The 22,614-nt window shown below is 44.5% G+C and carries 16 protein-coding genes; 3 read left to right on the top strand and 13 right to left on the bottom strand.

The annotated features are described in order from the left end of the window. Positions 1-1,506: a BACON domain-containing protein gene (locus GD630_RS11720; protein WP_143864861.1), complete on the top strand. Its 1,506-nt coding sequence runs from the start codon at positions 1-3 to the stop codon at positions 1,504-1,506. 260 nt (positions 1,507-1,766) lie between these two features. Here GD630_RS11720 and GD630_RS11715 read toward each other — a convergent pair whose 3' ends face one another. From GD630_RS11715 to alaS, 7 genes are all read right to left on the bottom strand, one after another. Beyond that, positions 1,767-2,201: a DUF6078 family protein gene (locus GD630_RS11715; protein WP_182505597.1), complete on the bottom strand. Its 435-nt coding sequence runs from the start codon at positions 2,199-2,201 to the stop codon at positions 1,767-1,769. A gap of 373 nt (positions 2,202-2,574) precedes the next feature. Continuing rightward, positions 2,575-4,842, bottom strand: a complete 2,268-nt coding sequence (locus tag GD630_RS11710; protein ID WP_143864864.1) for a GH92 family glycosyl hydrolase — start codon at positions 4,840-4,842, stop codon at positions 2,575-2,577. Beyond that, positions 4,839-7,118 carry a GH92 family glycosyl hydrolase gene (locus GD630_RS11705; RefSeq protein ID WP_143864865.1) on the bottom strand — a complete coding sequence of 760 codons (2,280 nt, stop codon included), beginning with the start codon at positions 7,116-7,118 and terminating at the stop codon, positions 4,839-4,841. Before GD630_RS11705 ends, GD630_RS11710 begins: the two co-directional genes overlap by 4 nt. A gap of 37 nt (positions 7,119-7,155) precedes the next feature. Continuing rightward, positions 7,156-8,163, bottom strand: coding sequence for a FecR family protein (locus GD630_RS11700; protein ID WP_182505596.1), 1,008 nt, complete (start codon positions 8,161-8,163; stop codon positions 7,156-7,158). A 31-nt stretch (positions 8,164-8,194) separates the two neighbouring features. Then, positions 8,195-8,755 (bottom strand): RNA polymerase sigma-70 factor, encoded by a 561-nt coding sequence (locus tag GD630_RS11695; protein WP_143864866.1) that lies wholly within the window; start codon positions 8,753-8,755, stop codon positions 8,195-8,197. 29 nt (positions 8,756-8,784) lie between these two features. After that, positions 8,785-11,022 (bottom strand): GH92 family glycosyl hydrolase, encoded by a 2,238-nt coding sequence (locus GD630_RS11690; RefSeq protein WP_143864867.1) that lies wholly within the window; start codon positions 11,020-11,022, stop codon positions 8,785-8,787. Between the two features lie 183 nt (positions 11,023-11,205). Continuing rightward, on the bottom strand, positions 11,206-13,824 hold the full coding sequence (gene alaS / locus GD630_RS11685; protein WP_143864868.1) for an alanine--tRNA ligase: 2,619 nt from the start codon (positions 13,822-13,824) through the stop codon (positions 11,206-11,208). Between the two features lie 172 nt (positions 13,825-13,996). Here alaS and GD630_RS11680 point away from each other — a divergent pair, with 172 nt between their 5' ends. After that, positions 13,997-14,965: a M23 family metallopeptidase gene (locus tag GD630_RS11680; protein ID WP_143864869.1), complete on the top strand. Its 969-nt coding sequence runs from the start codon at positions 13,997-13,999 to the stop codon at positions 14,963-14,965. A 23-nt stretch (positions 14,966-14,988) separates the two neighbouring features. Next, complete coding sequence (locus tag GD630_RS11675) at positions 14,989-15,333, top strand: MerR family transcriptional regulator (RefSeq protein ID WP_007749190.1); 345 nt, start codon at positions 14,989-14,991, stop codon at positions 15,331-15,333. Between the two features lie 108 nt (positions 15,334-15,441). On the opposite strand, the gene GD630_RS11670 is transcribed toward GD630_RS11675, so the two are convergent. The 6 genes from GD630_RS11670 to GD630_RS11645 form a co-directional block, all read right to left on the bottom strand. Further along, positions 15,442-17,688 carry a RelA/SpoT family protein gene (locus GD630_RS11670; RefSeq protein ID WP_143864870.1) on the bottom strand — a complete coding sequence of 749 codons (2,247 nt, stop codon included), beginning with the start codon at positions 17,686-17,688 and terminating at the stop codon, positions 15,442-15,444. Positions 17,689-17,760: 72 nt separating this feature from the next. Continuing rightward, entirely contained in the window at positions 17,761-19,056 is a 1,296-nt protein-coding gene (locus GD630_RS11665; RefSeq protein ID WP_143864871.1) for a lytic transglycosylase domain-containing protein, read from the bottom strand. A gap of 34 nt (positions 19,057-19,090) precedes the next feature. Beyond that, entirely contained in the window at positions 19,091-19,975 is an 885-nt protein-coding gene (locus tag GD630_RS11660) for a DUF5683 domain-containing protein (protein WP_143864872.1), read from the bottom strand. After that, on the bottom strand, positions 19,976-20,866 hold the full coding sequence (locus GD630_RS11655) for a ParB/RepB/Spo0J family partition protein (protein WP_007749168.1): 891 nt from the start codon (positions 20,864-20,866) through the stop codon (positions 19,976-19,978). Positions 20,867-20,877: 11 nt separating this feature from the next. Then, complete coding sequence (locus tag GD630_RS11650) at positions 20,878-21,642, bottom strand: ParA family protein (RefSeq protein WP_007749166.1); 765 nt, start codon at positions 21,640-21,642, stop codon at positions 20,878-20,880. Positions 21,643-22,466: 824 nt separating this feature from the next. After that, positions 22,467-22,610, bottom strand: a complete 144-nt coding sequence (locus tag GD630_RS11645; protein ID WP_153260231.1) for a hypothetical protein — start codon at positions 22,608-22,610, stop codon at positions 22,467-22,469. Between the last annotated feature and the right edge of the window lie 4 nt (positions 22,611-22,614).

Raw genomic sequence — 22,614 nt, 5'->3', positions numbered from 1 at the left:
ATGAAATTGATAAATAGATTTATGATGGTATTGTCGGCAACCTTTTTATTGTGGGGGTGTTCCGACGATGATGAAGCGACAAGCGGTGGCGATGCTATCTCGTTGTCGACCAATATTATCCAAATGGATAAAAAGGGGGGGGATGTAGCGATCACGGTCAGCAGTTCCGGTGACTGGCGTTTGTCCGGTATGTGCGACTGGGTGTTTCCGTCCGTCACTTCCGGACGAGACGGTGACGAGGTGACTTTTACAGTTGATCCGAACGATCTGGACGAGCTGCGTACGGCTACTTTCAAGTTCTTTACCGGTGCGCAAGTTGCTCCTTTGCAGATAGAGGTTGCACCTGCTTATCTGATGAGTCTGCTTTCTGAAGAAAATGTGTCCGTATCGAATGCGGAAAATACAGTTTCCATTCAGCTTACCACCAATGTGGCAGAACCTACCATCTCTTTCAGCGATGGAGGAGAGGAGTGGATTTCGTTCAATAAGCGAAGTGAATTTGGAGGAAAGGTCACTTATTCTTTCAAGACATTGGCGAATGAGACGTATAAAGATCGTACTACGGCAATCACACTCTCAAGTCCGCTGGTAGAAAAATCGGTAGTGGTGAACGTCACTCAAGCACAAACTAATGCGATCATTCCGAGCGAAAATGTCTTGATGTACGACGATCTTGCCGCACGTGAAGTTTCATTTACTGTGCGATATAACGTCGACTACAAAGTTGACATTCTGAAAGGATACGATTGGATAACCGACGAAAAGGTATCTGTACCGGTAGAAGGTGAAGATGGCTTGAAGACAGTTACTCTGAGCTATCAGTTATCTGAGGCGCCGGATACGCGCGGCGGTACAATCCGCATTAGCAATGCTACCAATTCTTCTATGTTCAGCGAAATATCTGTGGTACAGAAAACACCCGGTGTAGAGGTGGTTGAAATACCTGACGCTAATCTAATGAAGGTTGTGAGTGCGAAGCAATGGGTGCTTCAGCTTACCGCTTCTCAATGTATTGTGCTTGATGCGGGTCGTGAGGCAACTGTGTTCTCTAACAGTTCGTATTACGACGATTTGAAAGACCTTACCGGTATTGAAAACTTCCCGAACCTGAAGACTTTGACTTTGGGTTATTGCACCAATATGGAGAAACTTGATATTTCAGGTTTGCATCAGGTGGAAAAGGTGTCTGGAAATAGCCTCAACAATTGTGAGGAATATAATTTGGGTGACAATCCGATAACCGAATTTGACGGTGCGGGTTATTATGGATATTCTGAGCGTAACAGTTTAAAGATTATTTCTACTAAGTTGGAAACGTCTAACCTAAGCCTTTATTCCTGGTATGCAAGTTATGACGAAGTAACTTCTATCGATGTTTCAGAATGTCCGGCATTGACAACATTGAATGTCAAGCGTAGTGATAAGCTCAAGACTCTTTATCTGAAGAAAGGACAGGAGATTCCAAACTTGACTAAAGATGCGGCTACGGAAATAGTCTATAAATAATAGAGCTTTTCGGTAGATATAGCCTTTATAAGAAAAAAGAAGAGGGTAATCCTTTTATGTAAATTACCCCTGTTACAGATAATTGTGGCAGGGGTAATCTTCTTTCTTTTCATTTGTCGGCAAGTACGTGACGAATACTTTAGATTGAATGGCTTGTGTCACTACGGTGTCACAGTTGTGCCATTCCTTTGTCACAATCGTGCCAATTCGATGGCACAACTGTGACAAAGGAACGGCATTATCATGGCACTTACGGCTTGCTACCAATCATAAGCTTCGATATACTTATCGAACTTTAGTGGCTGGGAAACACCGCAGTACTTAAGGATGTTTATAAATTGTTGTTGTTCGGCAGGAGAGAGTAAACGTTCACCTTTGCGGACACGGTAATAGGTCCTTCGGTTGAAGAAACTTATTAAGTGGGAAATTACGTTTTCCATCTGCTTATGAGGCAGACTCTCTAAGATCCCGATAAATCCTTTTGCATAGCGTGCCTTGATATTGGAACGATAGTAGGGGCAATCGCCTTTTATTGAGTTTAAACGTTTGGGACTGATAATTGACCAATATTCAACTTCCTCCGGTACACTTTGTTCGGCAAGTTGTCTGAGACAGGTGTCGGCCTTCGGGCATTGTTGATTAAGGCACATCGCATATTGGTAGGGGACTTCTGAGAAGTCAAGTTTCTCTTTCATTTTCATAAGGTGTTGTTTGTAGGAGCAAAAGTAGTGAAAAGATACTTCCCGGCTATTTCTTTTAGTAGGAATCTTGATAAAAAGAGGGGGATTGTGTGATTTGCTGTTTGTGGACAGCAATTTATGGCGTTTTTTGCTGTTTGCAAACAGCAAATGCTTATATTTATCTTTCGCTTGGATAATTCTAACTTATTATATGCTCTCACTTCCCATCCTGGGAAAATTGGTACTGTACGTGAGACTTTTGCAGTCAACCTTGCCTCTGTGGATAGTTGGGTTCTTATATTAAGAGCTCCGTCACAGATAAATGTAAAAATATTGTAGATTTAAATGCGGATTAACGCTAATTTGCGTTAATCCGCGTCTGATAGATTTACTCTTTAGAGAAAGAATAAGGCATATCCTCTTCTTTTGTTCCTCTGTCTTGATTGGGCTTGTTGCTCATATCTACTTTGATAGTTCCTCCATTGAATAAATCTCCGTGACGAAGATAATTCTTGGTATAATCGGTTCCGTTGAAGCTCATGGAGTTGATATAGAAATTCTTCTTGCTGTTATTTGGAGCGTCAATCACCAGACTATTGCCGTTTTCGAAGTGAAGGGTGGCTTTCTTGAATAATGGAGCGCCTACAATATATTCATCCGTACCCGGACATACAGGATAGAAGCCGAGGGCAGAGAATACATACCAGGCGGAAGTCTGTCCGTTGTCTTCATCACCGCAATACCCGTCCGGTCCGGGAGTGTACATCCGGTCCATAACCTGTCGTAACCAATATTGGGCTTTCCAGGGTTGACCTGCATAGTCGTACAGATAAATCATGTGCTGGATGGGCTGGTTGCCATGTGCGTAGTTACCCATATTCATAACGGTCATTTCACGGATTTCGTGAATCACCTGTCCGTAGTAGCTTTCATCGAAAACGGGAGGTACGGCGAATACGGAATCCATCATAGTGATAAACTCTTTTTTTCCGCCCATCAGGTCGATAAGTCCTTGAGGATCATGGAATACAGACCAGGTGTAGTGCCAACTGTTGCCTTCCGTAAAGGCGTCACCCCATTTCAGCGGAGAGAACGGAGATTGGAATGTACCGTCCGCATTGCGTCCGCGCATCAGTTTAGACTCCTTGTCGAAAAGATTCTTATAGTTCATGGCACGTTTGGCGAAGAGACTGATTTCTTTTTTCGGACGTTTCAGTTCTTTGGCCAGTTTATAAATGCACCAGTCATCGTAAGCGTATTCCAAAGTGCGGGCGGCGTTCTCATTGATTTTTACGTCATACGGAACATAACCCAGTTTGTTGTAGTATTCGTGTCCTAGGCGTCCTGTTGAAGAAACCTGAGGATGAACATTCTCTGTCCCGTGAAGCAAACCCTCATACAAGGTCTTGATATCGTCTACTTTGACGCCTTTCATATAGGCATCTACCAAGACAGAGGCAGAGTTATTTCCCACCATACACCCTCTGTGTCCGGGACTTGCCCATTCGGGGAAGAATCCGCTTTCTTTGTACGTATTGATAAGTCCTTCCTGCATTTCCTTGTTGATGGAAGGATACATCAGGTTCAATAATGGGAACAGGCAACGGAATGTATCCCAAAAACCTGTGTCGGTATACATATAACCCGACAATACTTGTCCGTTGTACGGGCTGTAGTGAATGGGCTTTCCTGCTGCGTCCAGTTCGTAGAATTTACGCGGAAAGAGTAAGGAGCGGTACAGACATGAGTAGAATGTACGATATTGGTCAAGATTTCCACCTTCCACTTCTATCTTGCCCAAAACCTGATTCCAAGCTTCTTTTCCTTGCTTGGCTAGCTGCTCAATATTGTCTTTGCCCAACTCTTTCATATTGGTGGCAGCCTGCTCGAAGCTGATAAAGGAAGAGGCGATGCGGGCGTGTACCTGCTCACCTTTATGTGTCCGGAATCCGATGATGACTCCGGCATGATCAGTCGTTTGTTCTGTAACGTTTTCGTGCAGATTGCCGTTGGCTACCGTTGCTTTATAAGTAAAGGGCTTGTCGAACTCGATGATAAAGTAATTCTTGAAGTTCTCGGGAACTCCTCCGCTATTGCGGGTAGTATAGCCGATGATCTTGTTTTCTTCGGGAATCACCTTGATATACGAACCTTTGTCGAAAGCGTCTACCACAATATATGAATGATCGTTTTCCGGGAAAGTAAAACGGAAAAGAACGGCACGTTCCGTCGGCGTCATTTCCGCCACTATATCATGTTCGGCAAGGTATACCTTATAATAATAAGGAGTAGCTGTTTCTCCTTTGTGAGCAAACCAACTGGCGCGTTTTTCTTCATCAAACACGGGTTTTCCGACTATCGGCATGATGGAGAATTGCCCGTAGTCATTAATCCACGGGCTGGGCTGGTGCGTTTGTTTGAAACCGCGAATCTTATTGGCAGTATAGGTGTATTGCCATCCGTCTCCCATTTTTCCTGTTTGGGGAGTCCAGAAGTTCATTCCCCAAGGACGGGCGATGGCGGGATAAGTGTTACCTGTTGATAACTCAAAGGAGGACTGCGAACCCATTAGCGTATTGACATACTGTGTCCAGTCTTTCGCTTTGGCAAAGAGTGTACAACCAAGCACACAAGCAATTAATAATATTCTTTTCATGGTATATGTGTTTTGTAATTAGGTTTGTCGGTCATACTGATTTCCATTGTTCCACCATTTGCCATATCCTGATGATTGAAGAATGGAGTGTCCAAAGATTTGCCGTTCAGTGATATGCTTTCAATGTATTTATTCTCTTTGGAGTTGTTTTTAACTATTATACTGAATGTCTTATCTTCGGGCAGATTGATCACTGCTTTGTCGAAAGCCGGACGTCCGATAGAATATACCGGTTTTCCGGGACATACCTGATAGAATCCCATGGAGTTGAGAACGTACCAGGCAGACATCTGACCACAATCCTCATTACCGGATAATCCATTTACACTGTTGGCATACTGACTACGATAAACACTATCCACCAATTCTTGAGTTCTCCATGGGCGGTTCACGTAATTGTATAAATGAATCACATGATGGCTGGGTTCGTTGCCATGTGCATATTGACCGATAAGTCCGCTAATGTCTGACGATGTTGTTTCGCCTTCGAGTGATGAATCGGCCGTGAATAACGAATCGAGTTTCTGAACGAATGCGTCTTCTCCACCCATCAGATTGACCAGTCCATCTATATCGTGAGGTACAAACCAAGTCCATTGCCAGGCTGTTCCTTCACAATAATCATCGTTGCGATGGGTTGATGCACGCGGATTGAATGGTGTGCGCCATTCACCTTTCGAATCAAGTCCGCGCATGAAACGAGTTGATTTGTCGAAATAGAATTCGTATGCTTTGGCAAAACGTTCGTATTTGGCTTTGGATTCAAAATCGTTCATTGCTTCTGCGAAGATAGAGATACACCAGTCGTCATACGCATACTCCAAGGCTTTGGCTACGGATTCGTTTTCGCGGTCGCAGGGAATATACCCAATCGCATTTTTATAATATTTCGCTTTCGGCATGAGATGAGGCAGTACCAAGTCCGGGCATTTGATACCGGTGGTATCATATTCGGCTGCACGCAGACAGGCTTTATAGGCTTCTTTTGCATCGAAGTTACGGTATCCTTTCATGTAAGCGTCCACTATGACGGGAACAGCATGATAGCCAATCATGGTGCCTGTATAGTTGGAAGCCAAATCCCACATCGGGTATATTCCGCCTTCCTGGTGCTTCTTTATCAGTGAATTGATAAACTGGTTATTCAGATCGGGGTCGATAATCGTCATTAACGGGTGCAATGCACGGAAGGTGTCCCATAAGGAAAATATTGTATATACGGGATTGGCGGTATCTCCCTGATGTACTTCGAGATCCATACCTAAATAACGTCCGTCTGCATCGCTGAACAGATTCGGGCTGATTCCTGTGTGATAGAGAGCGGAGTAGAAGATGGTCTTGTCTTCCTTGTCGGAAGTTGTAATATCAATTTTCGACAGATATTGATTCCATGCCTGTCGTGCGTCTTTGCGTACTTTATCAAAATCCCATCCGGGAATCTCTGATTCGACATTCTTGCGTGCACCTGCTATGTCGACGGCAGAGACGCCTACTTTCGCAAGTATTTGTTCATTCTTCTTTGTATTGAAATGCAACAGGGCTTTGCAGACAGGAAGACGTTTGCCGTCGTCCATGGTGATAGAGTCTGTTATCAATGTGTAAGAGAACGGTTGGGAGAATTTGGCATAGAAATTAATATATTGGTCGAAAGCCCAATAGGTCGTTTTCTTATGTCCGCATATTTCCGTGTCACTGATTACTTCTATTTCCATCTCCGAGTTTGTCTGTCGTTGCAGGCTGTAATCTAAATCGATGATTAAGCCGGATTCCGAACTTTCGGGGAAAGTATAACGGTGGATAGCGCCACGTTTAGTGGCTGATATTTCAGCTTTTACCTGATAAGTATCTAGAAAAACAGCATAATATCCCGGTTCGGCTACCTCATTTTCGTGAGAAAAAGAAGAGGCATAGGCTAGTACTTGACTTTGAGGATCGGTAGTCAGGTATTGTTGTTTGCCTACAGTTGGCATGAACAGTACGTCCCCATAATCACAGCACCCTGTGCCGCTGACGTGTGTGTGGGAGAAACCATTGATTGTAGAGTCGGCATAATAATAACCGGAACAGGCGTCCCAACCGTCAATCCGGGTGTCCGGACTAGGCTGAATCATGCCGTGGGGAACTACTGCGCCGGGAAAAGTATGTCCATGTCCACCGGTACCGATGAAAGGGTTGACGTATGCACTATAGTCTTTTACGTTAGTGGGGGCTGTGCAGGAGCTAAGTGTAAATAAACCTCCTAAACATCCTACTAGAAGGAATGTTTTTAATTTCATGGTATTAATAGCTTTTTAGTTTCACACCTTATATTTCTTATTTAGGAGAAATAAAGATATTGTTTCCGACAATCTTATAATCAATAGGTATGGAGTTCTGCAATGATTTCAGTACGGATTCGATGTCGGACTTCCGTTTCAGTACACCGGAGTAAGTTTTGTCCGGTTTCATATCGGGAGACAGAATAATCTTCACATCATAGAAACGCTCCAATGTTCTGGTTATTGTGAATATATCGGCTTTTTGGAATGGAATCAGGTTGTCATGCCATACTGCATCCAACTTGGCGTCTACTTGTTTTACAGTCAGTCGGCCATTGCTTTTGTTCAGTTCCGCACGCTGTCCGGGGGCAAGGATGATTTGTCCCTCTTCCTTGTTCCCTTTCACTTCTATTTCGCCTTCAATCAATGTTGCTTCGGCTACCCGGCAACGCTTGTCGCATTTGAAGTTGAATGTTGTACCCAATACGCGTACACGCATGGCGTCACTTTGTACGGTGAATGGCTTATGACGATTTTTGGTAACTTCGAAGTAAGCTTCTCCTTCCAAATGTACATTACGTTCTTTTTCGGAAAACTCGCGCGGGTACTTTAAGGTAGCCGAGTTGTTTAACCAGACTTTGGTTCCGTCCGGCAGAACGACTTCCTTCACAATACCTTCATTGGCAACTGCAACCATCATTTGCTGGTCGGTTCCATTGTGATAAAACCAATATCCGATTCCACCGCTGATGGAAAATATGATAGCAATGACTGCTGCATATTTCATCCAACGATGCATACGCAGTATTTTATTCTGTTTTCCTTTCTCCTCGTCCAGTTTCTTATAAAGTCGTTTTTCTGCACGAAGCATCCGTTGTCCGTCGGCATATTGGTCGAATTTACCTAAATGATAAATTTCTTCCATACGAAATAACTGACGGGCATTCTCTTCCGATTCCTTCATCCAAGCATTCACTTTGATAAGCTCTTCTTCGGAACATTGTCCTGTCAGATATCTATTGATTATATCTTCACTCAGATTACTCATTTTCTTTTCCTTCATATTAATAATACAATTCAAAACATAAAAACACTTACCAATCTCTCCATAAAAATAAGAAAAGAATTATCCAAAGCGGATCGAGGCGGCTGCGCAAGTACTTCAAGGCCTTGTACATATGAGCCTCTACCGTGCGGAGTGAAATGCCGAGAACATCGGCTATCTCTTTGTTTTTCATTTCGTGCAGATAGCTTAGCTTGAAAACTTCCTTGCACTTGTCCGGCAATTCATTAATGGCGTTGTAGATCTCTTTACGGAGTTCTCTGTCTTCAATTCGCCGGATTACTTCATTGTTGTCCGGCTGATAGAATTCTGCACGTTTCTGGTTGATTTCTTCCATAGCAGCACAGTAGCCGTCTTCCACATTGCGATGTTTCAATACGTTGAGGGCACGGGTATAGACGGCACGGTAGAGAAAAGCCTGTATCTGGTCGCCTATCTCTATGCTGTCTTTCCGTCTCCATAGCTCCACAAAGACATCCTGTACCACGTCTTCCGCCTCCTCTTCCCCTACCAGGCGGGTGGCGTAGAAGATGAGGCTGGGGTAGTACTTGCGGAATAATGCTTTGTAGGTTACATCGAAGTTTTCATTCATTCTCTCAATAGATATTAGTTCAGATATACTTAAGGTCGTTTTTCTTCGAATATGACTCCGATTGTTTTTGGGGTACTGCCCATCTCGAATTCTACGGTGGCTCCACTCATGATTTGTTCATGGGTGATATACGTTTTGTCGTAGGGGTGTCCGTTTACTTTGGTTGACTGTATATAGATATTCTTCTTGTTTACATTAGGAGCCAGCACGGTAAATGTTTTACTGTTTGCCAGATGCAACTGCATTTCCGGGAAGAGCGGGGTTCCTATTTCGTACTTGCCGCTGACCGGATTTACCGGATAGAAGCCCATTGCGCTGAATACGTACCATGCCGACATTTGCCCGCAATCTTCGTTGCCGCAAAGACCGGCAGGCTCGTTCTTATAAAGTTCGTTCATTACTTTTGCTACGTAATATTGAGTCCGTTCGTTGAAGCCTATTGAGTTGAAAAGGTAGATGACATGATGGCTCGGTTCGTTTCCATGTGCGTATTGACCGATCATTCCCGTACTGAACAGTGGAAGTTCGGCGTCTGCTGCCGGATGATAGGTGAACATACTGTCCAGTTTCTCGGCAAATCTGTTTTTGCCGCCTGCAAGGTCTATCAATCCGTCAATATCGTGCTGTACCGACCAGAAATACTGCCATCCGTTGCTTTCGCAGATGTGTGGAGTATAGTCGTCGGCTTTGAAACCTTTGATAAAGTGCCCCTTGTCATCACGCGGCTGCATGAAAGAGGTTTCCGGGTTATAAAGATTTCTATAGTTCCGGGAACGTTTGTAGAATGTGTCCGCAATGTCTTGTTTGCCCATCTTCTTAGCCATTTCGGCAATGCAGTAATCGTCGAAGGCATATTCCAAGGTTTTAGATAATGACCAGTTCTCAGCGTTGTAATGGTCTGTCACGTTGTAGGGAATATATCCTAATTCTTTGTAAAGCCCGATACCGCGATAACTGTCCAGATTAGCGGTTGCAACACAAGCGTTCAATGCTTTCTCCGCATCAAAATCACCGATACCTTTCAGATAGGCGTCTGCGATGACAGGAACGGCATGATAGCCGATCATCATATCTGTTTCACTTCCGTAGAAGTTCCATACCGGCAACCGGTCATTTTGCTCGTAGAAGGCAATGAAGGATTTTATCATGTCGTTGACACGCTCCGGCTCTGTGTAAGTGAAGAGAGGATGGGCTGCACGATAGGTATCCCACAGGGAGAAAGTGCTGTAGTTCACCCAGCCGTCTGCCTGGTGCACTTTCTTATCAGGGCCGTAGTAAGTGCCGTCCACATCATTGTAGATAGTCGGGGCAATCATCGAATGATAGAGAGCGGTGTAGAAGTTTACTTTGTCGTCTTCGTTATCGCCTTTCACTTCGATTTTACCAAGTTGGCGGTTCCAATTCGCTTTTGTTTCAGCCAGGTATTTGTCGAAGTCGTTTTCGGGGACTTCCGCTTGCAGGTTTTTGGCTGCACCGTCCATGCTTGTGCCGGAAATGGCAGTATTGACGAGAATTTGCTCACCTTCTTTGGTATTGAAGTCGAAGCGGGCGATGACGGCTGTACCGATACGTTTGTTGTCTTTGATAATAGCCGTAGTGTCCAGTTCCATTTTCTCGAAAGGTCTGGAGAAACGGGTGCGGAAATAGATGTGCTGGTCGCGTGCCCAACCATCGGAGAAGCGGTAGCCTTGAATGGTAACAGAGTCTATCTTTTCGATATAAGAATCATTAGTGAAGTCCCAGTTCATGGCCTTTTTCAAATTTAGGAAGATGGCGGATTGGGCTTCGGGAAAGGTGTAACGTTGGATACCGCAACGTTCGGTTGCAGTCAGTTCGACGTTGATATTGTAGTCTTTCAATCGTACTTGATAATAACCTGCGCAAGCGCTTTCATCTTCATGAGAGAATTTGGAATGAATGCCTAGAGGCGCTTCCGCTTCTTTATAAGGAAGGGTGACAGGCATAAAAGAGATGTCGTACAGATCTCCTGCTCCTGTACCGGAAAGGTGGGTATGGCTGAATCCGGCAATGGTACTGTCCGGATAGAAATAACCGGAGATGCGGTCCCAACCGGGAAGTCCGTTGTCAGGGCTGAGCTGCACCATGCCGAAAGGAGCTTGAGCACCGGGATACGTGTTTCCGGTGAAGTCGGTTCCGATGAACGGATTTACGTACAATGTGTAATCTGTTTCGTGTTTTTCTTGCGTAGGGGTACAGGAAACCAGCATGCAGGTTAACAGCAAGCATAGATAAATAGGCGTTCTCATTGCTCTTTAGGTATTAGTGATTACTTATTTTATTTATTTGAAGGATAAGAGAATAACTAATCTGTTGGCAAAGATAGGAAAAAACCGTAACAACTGGAATAAGGGGCTTGAATTTATATATAAAAAAGCGTGTCTTAAAGTAATTCCTACCTTAAGACACGCTATCCTTTTATCTGTTTACTTTTAGATTCCTGCCAGCTCTATCACTTTTTCAACTGCTGCCGGTAGTCCGTCGGCATTCTTACCTCCGGCGGTAGCAAAGTGCGGTTGACCACCGCCGCCACCTTGAATCAGTTTGGCAGCCTCTTTTACCAAGTTGCCTGCCTTCAGACCGGTTGCTACGAGGTTGTCGCTCAACATGACTGTCAACATCGGTTTGCCATTGTCCGTGCTTCCGGCTACGAAGAACAAGTTTTCCGTAATTTCACCGCGAAGTTGGAAAGCAATGTTCTTCACCACTTCTGCAGGCAGTGGAGCGCAAAGCTTAATAACCTTGACACCGTTTACTTCCTGTATATTCTTCAATAGTTTTTCTTTCAAGGCTGCTTCTTTTTCTTTCATGAAGTCTTCCACTTGCTTCTTCAAGCCTGCGTTTTCGTCAATGTATTTACGGATAGCGATACCCAGATCCGGAGTATTGTTGAAGAGAGCTTTCAAGTCATTGAGGGTGTCTTGAATAGTGTCCAGCATTTCTTCTACCCGTGCTCCTGTGTAAGCCTCGATACGGCGGACACCGGCAGCAACGGAACTTTCGGAGATGATTTTCACCATACCGATGTTTCCTGTAGCAGCTACGTGTGTACCTCCACAGAATTCGATGGAAGATCCGAACTGTATCACACGCACTCTGTCACCGTACTTCTCGCCGAAGAGAGCGATAGCACCCAGCTCTTTCGCTTCTTCGATAGGAATATTGCGGTACTCCTTCAAAGGAATGTTGGCACGTATCTTGGCGTTGACAATGTGCTCTACCTTGCGGATTTCTTCATCGGTCACTTTCTGGAAGTGAGAGAAGTCGAAACGTAAGGAATCCGGTGTAACCAACGAACCTTTCTGTTCTACGTGTTCACCCAAAACTTCACGGAGAGCAGCGTCCAGCAAGTGAGTGGCTGAGTGATTGGCTGCGCAGGCAGCACGTTTGTCGGTGTCTACACAAGCCATCATCGGAGCTTCCGGATGTTCGGGTAACTTTTTGGTAATATGTATCGGAAGGTTGTTTTCTTTCTTGGTGTCGATCACTTCAATCGTTTCGAACTCGCTTACCAACACACCGGTATCACCTACCTGACCACCGCTTTCCGCATAGAACGGAGTATAGTCTAGTACAATCTGATACAAGGTCTGGTTTTTCTGCTTGATCTGGCGATAGCGAAGAATTGAAGCTTCGTATTCCGTATAGTCGTAACCGACGAATTCGGTCGTCCCTTCTTTCAGCGTGATCCAGTCACCGGTTTCGATAGCGGCAGCGTTACGGGCACGTTGCTTCTGCTGCTGCATCTCTTCGTTGAACTCTTCGATGTTGACGGTCATACCGTTTTCACGGAGAATCAGTTCTGTCAAGTCGAGCGGGAACCCGAAAGTATCATATAAGGTAAAGGCGTCTTTACCGCTGATTTCTGTTTTTCCGGCAGTTTTGGTATCTTCCATTGTCTTATCCAACAGACGGATACCTGTCTCCAATGTGCGGAGGAATGATTCTTCTTCTTCTTTGATTACCTTTTCAATCAATGTCTTTTGTGCAATCAGTTCCGGATAAGCCTCACCCATATTCTCAATCAGCACAGGAAGCAACTTGTACATGAATGCTTGCTTCTGTCCGAGGAATGTATAGCCATAACGGACGGCACGGCGGAGGATACGACGGATCACATAACCTGCTTTAGCGTTGGAAGGCAACTGACCGTCCGTGATAGAGAACGCAATGGTACGGATGTGGTCGGCAATCACACGCATGGCAATATCTTGCTGCTTGTCTTTTCCGTATTCTGTGTCCGACATGGCTGCAATCGCTTTCAGCATTGGCTGGAATACGTCCGTATCATAATTGGACGTTTTGCCTTGAAGTGCCATACAAAGACGTTCGAATCCCATACCGGTGTCGATCACTTTTGCGGGAAGCGGCTCAAGACTGCTGTCTGCCTTGCGGTTGTACTGCATGAATACAAGATTCCAGATTTCAATCACCTGCGGATGATCATGGTTCACGAGATCGCGACCGGAAATCTTGGCGCGTTCTTCTGCCGGACGAAGGTCGATATGAATTTCGGAACAAGGTCCGCAAGGTCCTGTATCACCCATTTCCCAGAAATTATCGTGCTTGTTGCCGTTGATGATATGATCTTTCGGCAGGAATTGTTCCCAATAGGAAGCGGCTTCGTCGTCACGGCTCAATCCTTCTTCGGGACTTCCTTCGAATACGGTTGCGTAGAGATGTTCCGGATTCAGTTTCAAGACATCTACCAGATATTCCCATGCCCAACTGATGGCTTCTTTCTTGAAGTAATCGCCGAACGACCAGTTACCGAGCATTTCGAACATGGTATGATGGTAAGTATCGTGTCCTACCTCCTCCAAGTCATTGTGCTTTCCGCTTACGCGCAAACATTTCTGAGAGTCCGCGACTCTTTTGTATTTCGCCGGGTGGTTGCCCAAAATAATATCTTTAAACTGGTTCATACCCGCATTGGTAAACATCAGGGTAGGGTCGTCTTTAATCACCATTGGAGCCGACGGAACGATGTGGTGTCCTTTCGACTCAAAGAAATTCTTGAATGAATCTCTGATCTCTTTTGCAGTCAACATATAATGAAGAATTATGAGTTATGAATTATGAACTATGGGGCTGTGGGATATGAGAGAAGGGAGGAATCTCCAATAAATCATAAATCACAGCTCATAAATTCGTAAAAACTGTGCAAAGATAGCTCGTTTTTATTACTTTTGCCGTATTAACAAGCGAAATATTTTCAAAAAGATGCGCAAAGTTTACTATATCTATAATCCACAGACGCAGACATACGATCGAATTTACCCCACCGTACGGCAGCGTGCGCTTAGTATTTTGCGTCGGCTTTTCTATGGTATGGGGTTGGGAGCGGGCTGTTTTATCGTGTTGCTTCTTATCTTCGGCTCTCCATCGGAGAAGGAATTAAGAATTGAAAACAGCCGTCTTTTGGCACAATATAATGTACTTTCCCGTCGTTTGGACGACGCTATGGGGGTGCTTCAGGATATTCAGCAGCGTGATGATAACCTCTATCGGGTAATCCTGCAGGCCGATCCCGTTTCTCCCGCTATCCGTCAGGCCGGTTACGGAGGTACGAACCGTTATGAGGAACTGATGGACTTAGCGAATGCGAAACTGGTGGTGAATACTACTCAGAAGTTGGACGTTCTATCCAAACGGCTCTATATCCAATCGAAATCTTTTGATGATGTGGTGGATATGTGCAAGAATCATGATGAAATGTTGAAATGTATTCCCGCCATTCAGCCTATTTCCAATAAGGACCTTCGTCAGACGGCTTCCGGTTATGGTACACGTATTGATCCTATTTACGGTACGACGAAGTTTCATGCGGGAATGGACTTTTCCGCTCATCCGGGAACGGATGTATATGCTACCGGAGACGGAACTGTGGTAAAGGTAGGGTGGGAAACCGGATATGGCAATACCATTGAGATTGATCATGGCTTCGGATATCTCACTCGATATGCTCACTTGCAGGGGTTTAATACGAAAGTCGGAAAGAAGGTGGTGCGTGGAGAGGTGATTGGAAAAGTGGGTAGTACGGGAAAGAGTACCGGGCCGCATCTCCATTATGAAGTGCACGTGAAGGGACAGGTGGTGAATCCGGTGAACTATTATTTCATGGATTTAAGTGCTGAGGATTACGAGAAGATGATTCAGTTGGCTGCCAACCACGGTAAGGTATTCGATTAATTCTAAAAAAAGACAGGAGTGTTATGCTTAATACGGATAAAGAACTGAAACTATATTATTCCATAGGAGAAGTTGCCGATATGTTCGGAGTCAATACTTCTCTGCTCCGTTTTTGGGAAAAGGAGTTTCCGCAGATCTCTCCCAAGACTGCCGGTAGAGGAATACGCCAATATCGTAAAGAAGATGTGGAAACAATCGGGCTCATCTATCATCTGGTGAAAGAGAAAGGCATGACGCTTCCGGGCGCCCGCCAACGTTTGAAAGATAATAAAGAAGCTACTGTCCGGAATTATGAAATCATGAATCGGTTGAAGGCGATTAAAGAAGAGCTGTTAGCAATAAAAGGAGAATTGGATGGTCGCAAGTAAATACGGCATGATATAAGAATAATAAGAATTAAACGCAGATTTGCGCGGATAGTTCATATTCTATTTGCGTTGCGTTAATCTGCGATAATTCTCGTTTTAAAATAGAATTTACTCTTCTACACGGCTCACCTGTTTGATATTCTGAATCTTTTTCAGATTGTTGCAGATAGTCTTTACATCCTCCACATCATGAACCCATAGCTGTATTTTACCCTCAAATATACCGTCTTCGGTTTCGATGGTCAGCTTGCGGATATTCACATTAAGCTGCCGGGAGATAACTTGTGTCACTTCATTCAACAGTCCCATGCTGTCTATACCTTTTATATATATATATACGAGGAATGACAGTTCTTTGTGGGTATCCCATTCTGTGGCTAATATGCGGTTGCCGTAACTGCTCTTTAGCTTGGCGGCAACGGGGCATTGGCGTTTATGAATGATAATCCGGTCGTTCTCATCCACATATCCCAAAACGTCATCACCGGGAATAGGGTGGCAGCATTCTGCCATGATATATTTTTTCTGCAAACTTTCTTCTGTCAGTTTGAGCACTTCTTTCGGGTTGATCTTCTCTTTTTCCTGAGGTTCTTTCTCCTCTTGCTGCTTGTCTTTGTTGCCGTTGACAAAAGAGAAAGTAAGGTATTTCTTCCAGTTGCTGGTCTGCTTTTCTTTCAGTTCATTCTTGTCAGCTTCCCCCAGAATGATTGCTTTGCTGCCAATCGCTGCCAACAGTTCTTCCTCATTCTTGGCGTTATGGAACTTGCGCAACTTTTCGATGACAGCTTCTCCCGGTCGTATTTCCTCTTTTTTCAAGAACTCATTCAGTAGCTCTTCACCTATCTTTTGATTGGCTTTGCGCTCTTTGCGGAGAATTGCCGCTATCTTAGTGCGGGCGCGGGCGGTGGTCGCGAAAACTTCCCATTGCGGTTGCACACGTTGCGATTTAGAAGTTAATACCTCAACCTGGTCTCCACTTTGCAGCTTGTGACTAAGCGGCACTAATTTGTGATTGACTTTAGCGCCGATACAATGGCTACCGATGTCGGTATGCAGGGAGAATGCGAAGTCGAGTGCCGTTGAATTCTGCGGCATAGTCTTTAGTTCCCCTTTGGGTGTGAACACAAATATTTCGGAAGCAAATAAGTTCAGTTTGATAGTGTCCAAGAAGTCGATGGCGTCCGGTTGCGGATCATCCAATATTTCCTTAATGGTCTTCAACCATTTTTCCAGTTCTCCTTCATCCTCGCTGCCTCCTCCTTCTTTGTATTTCCAATGTGCTGCAAAGCCTTGTTCGGCAACGTCGTTCATCCGTTCGCTACGGATCTGGACTTCGATCCATTGCCCGTTGTTACCCATAAGAGTCACGTGCAATGCCTGGTAACCGTTTGCTTTGGGGTGGCTTACCCAATCGCGCAGGCGATCCGGGTGCGGCTTATATATTTTGGAGATAGATACATAGATGTCAAAACAATCATTGAGCTCTTCTTCCATATTGCGGGGCTCGAAAATAATCCGGACCGCCAGCAAGTCATAGATCTCTTCGAAAGGAACATGCTTGGTCTGCATCTTGTTCCAGATGGAATAGATTGATTTTACACGGGCGAGAATCCGGTATTTCAATCCCATCTTATCGAGTTGTGTACGGATAGGGGCTGTGAAATCATTAAAGACCTTATCGCGTTCGGCGGCTGTGGCGTTCAGCTTTTCCTCTATCTCCGCATATTCTTCGGGATGTTCGTATTTGAAGCTCAGGTTTTCCAGCTCGGTCTTTATCTTATAGAGCCCCAGGCGGTTGGCCAGCGGAGCGTAGATATAGAGCGTTTCACCCGCAATCTTATATTGCTTGTTGGGCAACATCGAACCGAGTGTACGCATATTATGCAAACGGTCGGCTATCTTGATAAGGATAACCCGGATATCATTCGACATGGTAAGCAGTAACTTTTTGAAGTTCTCTGCTTGTGCTGAGGCGCGGTCGCCAAATATTCCACCGGATATCTTAGTCAGTCCGTCTACGATCTGGGCAATCTTCGGCCCGAAGATGTTTTCAATATCCTCAACGGTGTAGTCGGTATCTTCTACCACATCGTGCAATAAGGCTGCGCAGATGGAGGTCGAGCCCAAACCGATTTCGTTGCATACAATACTTGCAACGGCAATCGGGTGCATAATGTAAGGTTCACCCGAACGGCGTTTGATACCTTTATGCGCTTGATTGGCGAAGTTGAAAGCTTTCGTGATGATTTCAACTTTCTTGCGATGTTTTGTGCTGAGATAATCATTCAGTAGTTGCTGGAACGCCTGATTGATCATATCTTCATCAGCTATTTCTTTTGGGGGCAGATTATCCATAATTGTTATCCTCTCATTTGCTTAGTTTTGCAAAAATAAGCAAATTTCCGAACGGTGCAAGCGGGAAACTGTTTATTTGTATATTTTCAATCGTTTTCCTGCTGCAATCTTCGTGTTAGACATTCCGTTCCATCGCTGTATATCCTTCACTCTGACTCCGTATTTCTCGGCAATGGACGATAAAGTGTCACCACTTTTTATCTTGTAATAGGTTGGTTTCCCTTTACCTGCAACTGCTGTCGCAGCCCTGCGTGTAGAAGGACTGATCTCTTTCACGGCAACGGTCTTACGGTTGCGGAACAATTCATCCGCACGATGTGCGAAAATTGTATCCTGTCTGTCGATAAAAGTGCTGATGGCTTCGATCGGTAGGCGGAGGGTATACGGTTTGTTATCACCCGGAATGATTTGTTTCTTATATTGCGGGTTCAGACTTTTGATTTGGTCCAACGGAACGTTGCACAAGTCGGCTATTTGCTCGAAATGCAGATTCTTGTTGACTTGTACGGTATCCGTGCTTGCCGGAATGTTGGTTTCCATCGGGCAGATGTTATGATCGCAATAATAAGTCATCACATAGTTGGCTGCGATAAAGGCCGGTACATATCCGCGTGTTTCTTTGGGCAGGTAATTGTAAATCTTCCAATAGTCGGTTTCACCATTGGCGCGGCGGATTGCCTTATTGATAGTGCCGGGACCGCAATTGTAGGCTGCAATCACGAGATTCCAGTCACCGTAAATATTATACATCTCTTTGAGGTAGCGTGCGGCAGCCCAAGTCGCCTTGATTGGGTCGCGACGTTCGTCCACAAGACTATTCGACTCCAGTCCGTAAATCTTTCCCGTACCGATCATGAATTGCCACAAACCGGAAGCTCCGGCACGCGATACGGCTGAAGGATTCAACGCGGATTCGATAATCGGAAGGTATCTCAGCTCCAATGGAAGTCCGTATGCATCTAATGCTTCCTCGAAAATAGGCATATAGAAGTTGCAAGCGCTTAACATGAAAGAAACCTGGTTGCGCAAACGTCCTGCATACATATCGATAAATTTGCGTATGATATCGTTGTAGGGCATTTCCATGACAGCCGGAATGCGCGACAAACGGTCGATGTAAACCGAATCGCTGAACAGAGGGTTGATTTCCGCTGTGCTGCAATCTTTACCCAAGTCAATATAGTTTTTGGCTTTCCAGTCATTCAACAGGCTGTCGAGCGGGTATGTCATACTTTTAGGCAAGTCAATGCTCTCTTTGCGCTCAGTTCCATTTTCACGAATCACTACATCTACACTTTGCGCTTTTACTTGCGATGTTGCCACTAGTAAAAGGAACATAATCGAACAATAGTTAACTAATTTCTTCATGCTTCAATAATAAGATCAATCTAAATTGTGTTTTTTAAAATCGTAATACACATTGCAATCCCACCGATTTATTCTTCAAACTGGTAGAGCGGAATTGGTTGTTATTGTCAATAACAGCCGGTTCTACTTTCATACTCAAGTCGGGGGTGATATCGAAGTTGGACAACTCCGCATCTACGTATGCGTCGATGATAGAGATCAAGTAAACTCCGATAAATGCAAATATGCTGAGGTCCCGATAACGACGGAACATATCTTTTCTTCGTTTTATTGTATTTTTCAGCTGCTCTTCGTTGTAGGTGGCGTTGGGCGGCAACAAGTCTTCGTAACTTTTTGTATTCGGATTGCTGTCCATAATGTCCAGATAGGCTTGTGAGTAGTCTTTATACATCTTGCCATTCCAACTCAACGCGTATGCACATCCGGCAAATCCTCCATATATAATAGGTAGTTTCCAGTATTTGCGGTTGTAAATCTGTCCGCCGCCGGGAAATACGACTGCCAGCCAAGTTGCTTTGGTAGGATTCGGGATGAATATCTTTTTGTTGATATCCTTTGCGGGCGGCACGCTGTCTGCCTTAACCATGATGGATGCCGGCTGCTCAATTTTTTTCAATTCTTTCTTGTTGGCTGCATCCAGACTATCGGCTATTTGTATGCTGGCGGCCGACAGACTGTCGAGGGGTACAAGCTCTTTGGAGGGAACAATCCGGACCGAGTCTTTCTTCAAAGAATCTTGTACAGCCGGTTCACGATGTCTGCGGGCACGGGCTTTCGGGGCTTCCCGTTGCGTGATAGTCGTGTCCCTTTTCATCGGGGTGACAGTGGACTGTGCATACACATCAATCCCTGCCACCTGTAAAATACAGAGAAGCAGGGTGATGACGAGTAACTGATATTTCTTACTTTTTCTTGTCATTTACTTCTTTAGCGTGTCGAAGATTTCCATGATACGTTCCAGTTCTTCCTCGTTGCCGAAAGGAATGCTGATTTTCCCTTTCCCTTTTTCGGAACAGGTGAGTTGTACCTTGGTGTTGAAAAAGCCTGAGAGTTGTTTCTTCAGTAAGTTGAACTCTTCCGGAAGTTTGGCACGCTTCGGAGTTATTTTCCGCGTACCGCTTTTCACAGCTTCTCCTTCGCTTAATGATTTAACAATTTCTTCTACTTTGCGGACTGAATATCCGTGTTCTTGTATTTCCTCAAATATTTTAACTTGCAGTTTCGGATCACCCAGTGAAATCAACGCACGCGCATGTCCCATGTCCAACTGCTTGTTCTGCAAAGCCATCTGTATGGGAGCGGGCAGTTTCAACAAACGCAGATAGTTGGCGATGGTTGTCCGGTTCTTGCCGATACGTTCGCTCAAGCGTTCCTGGGTCAGTTCGTACTGGTCAAGCAGGTGCTGGTAGGCAAGTGCGATTTCTACGGCATTCAAGTCTTCACGCTGGATGTTTTCAATCAGCGCCATTTCCATCATGTTCTCGTCGTCAGCAGTGCGGATATAAGCGGGAATTGTTTTCAGTCCGGCCTTTTGTGAAGCGCGGTAACGACGCTCTCCGGCAATGATCTGATATTCATCGTCCGATATTTTGCGTAAGGTGATCGGTTGGATAATACCGATTTCGGCAATCGAATCAGCCAGTTCCTGTAAAGCTGTTTCGTCAAACTCACGACGGGGCTGGTTGGGATTGACAGCAATCTTTGCCAGTTCTATCTCATTAATGGAAGAAGAACCTTCGGTTTTCACATCATCCATCGAGAGCAAGGCGTCAAGTCCGCGTCCTAATGCATTTCTTCTCTGTGTTGCCATATCTTCTTCTTTTATTTATTTCGGTTGATAATCTCTTTAGCAAGAGCCAGGTGGTTCTTGGCGCCGGTGGAATCCGCATCATAAAGAATGGTCGGAACACCGTAGCTGGGAGCCTCGCTCAGTTTGACATTTCGTTGGATAACGGTGTTGAACACCAATTCCTGAAAGTGGCGTTTCACCTCATCGTAGATCTGATTGGCCTGACGCAGACGTGAGTCGTACATCGTAAGGAGGAATCCTTCGATTTCCAGAGCCGGATTCAGTTTTGATTTGATGATTTTGATCGTGTTCAGCAGCTTGCTGATACCCTCAAGAGCGAAATATTCGGCTTGTACGGGGATAATCACAGAATCTGCCGCTGTCAGGGCATTAATGGTGATAAGTCCCAATGAAGGCGAGCAGTCTATCAGGATATAGTCATATTCTTCCTTCAAAGGAGTGAGCACTTCTTTCAGAATCTTTTCGCGGTTTGGGAGGTTCAGCATTTCAATCTCTGCTCCTACAAGATTGATGTGCGAAGAGATTACTTTTAAAGAATCGATTTCCGTGTCGAGGATAGCGTCCTGTACGTTGGCTCTGTCAATAATACATTCATAGATAGTGCATTCCGACTGCTTAATGTCTACTCCCAGTCCGGAAGAGGCATTAGCCTGCGGGTCGGCATCTATCACGAGTACCTTTTTTTCCAGTGTGGCAAGTGAGGCTGCGAGGTTAATCGTAGTCGTTGTCTTTCCTACACCACCTTTTTGATTGGCCAAAGCAATAATTTTTCCCATATTCTCTAAATTTATTGGCAGCGAAATAAGTGATAAATCCTTAGAGCGCCTACGAAAAAAGAGAAACTTTGCAATTTCTGTTGATAAGTCACCTGTTTTGTTAATAACTGTCGGACGAAACAGTTACAAAATCTTGCAGGTTCGTCATCTGTTTTTCTCTTTATGAGTTTGCAAATATACATATTTATATTGGATATCTATTCCTTTTTTTGCTCGCTTGCAGAAGATTAAGATTTGTAAACGGGTGGGAGAGGAGGAGATTCCGTTGCTTTCATAGAGTTTTAAAACTCTCTTTTTATTGTCACTTGTCACTTCTTAGGCTTAACATGTTGATAATCAAGTGTGATTTGGTGATAATAGTGAGTGATAATAAGGTGATAATAGGAAAAATAAGGCCTTTTATTATCACCTTAATCCATTACTGTTTGGGCATTCGCGTGTATAATATGATTGACTATTAGTGTTTTGATGCGTATTCTGACTTTTGTATTCCTATGTATTAAGAAAGTCCTTTTTGACTGGAAGATTGAGCTTTTGCTGTGTTTTCTTCTGAATGAAGTAGTTGTTTAGTGGTTATGTTCTCTGTATATGATGCGGTATTTAAAGCCAAAGCCGGTAGATGTAACGTACAGACAGGGCACTGCTAATGTATTTGGTAGGCACTGCGTTCCCGTTTCACGTACGTGATTCGTTCGGATGATGTACGTGGACTTTCAGGTTTTCGTACGTGAACCGAATGGCTCATATACGTAAAACGAGTTGTTATTACCGTCTAAATACATTAAATCTACCGTATAAATGTATTAAGCAAGCTGTATAATGTATTAAACAAGCCGCATGAATAACTCAATGTCCGGCTTGTATCCGGCTGAGAAAGTCGTTCTGACCGGAAAATGACTGCAGGCGGATTGAGTTTGTCGGTTGAACTTACGAAACTTCAAAGGATTATATTTGACCAATGTTGGCATTCCG

The sequence above is a fragment of the Bacteroides zhangwenhongii genome (genome assembly GCF_009193325.2).
Taxonomy (GTDB): Bacteria; Bacteroidota; Bacteroidia; order Bacteroidales; family Bacteroidaceae; genus Bacteroides; species Bacteroides zhangwenhongii.
This window is presented reverse-complemented; position numbering and strand designations above follow the sequence as displayed.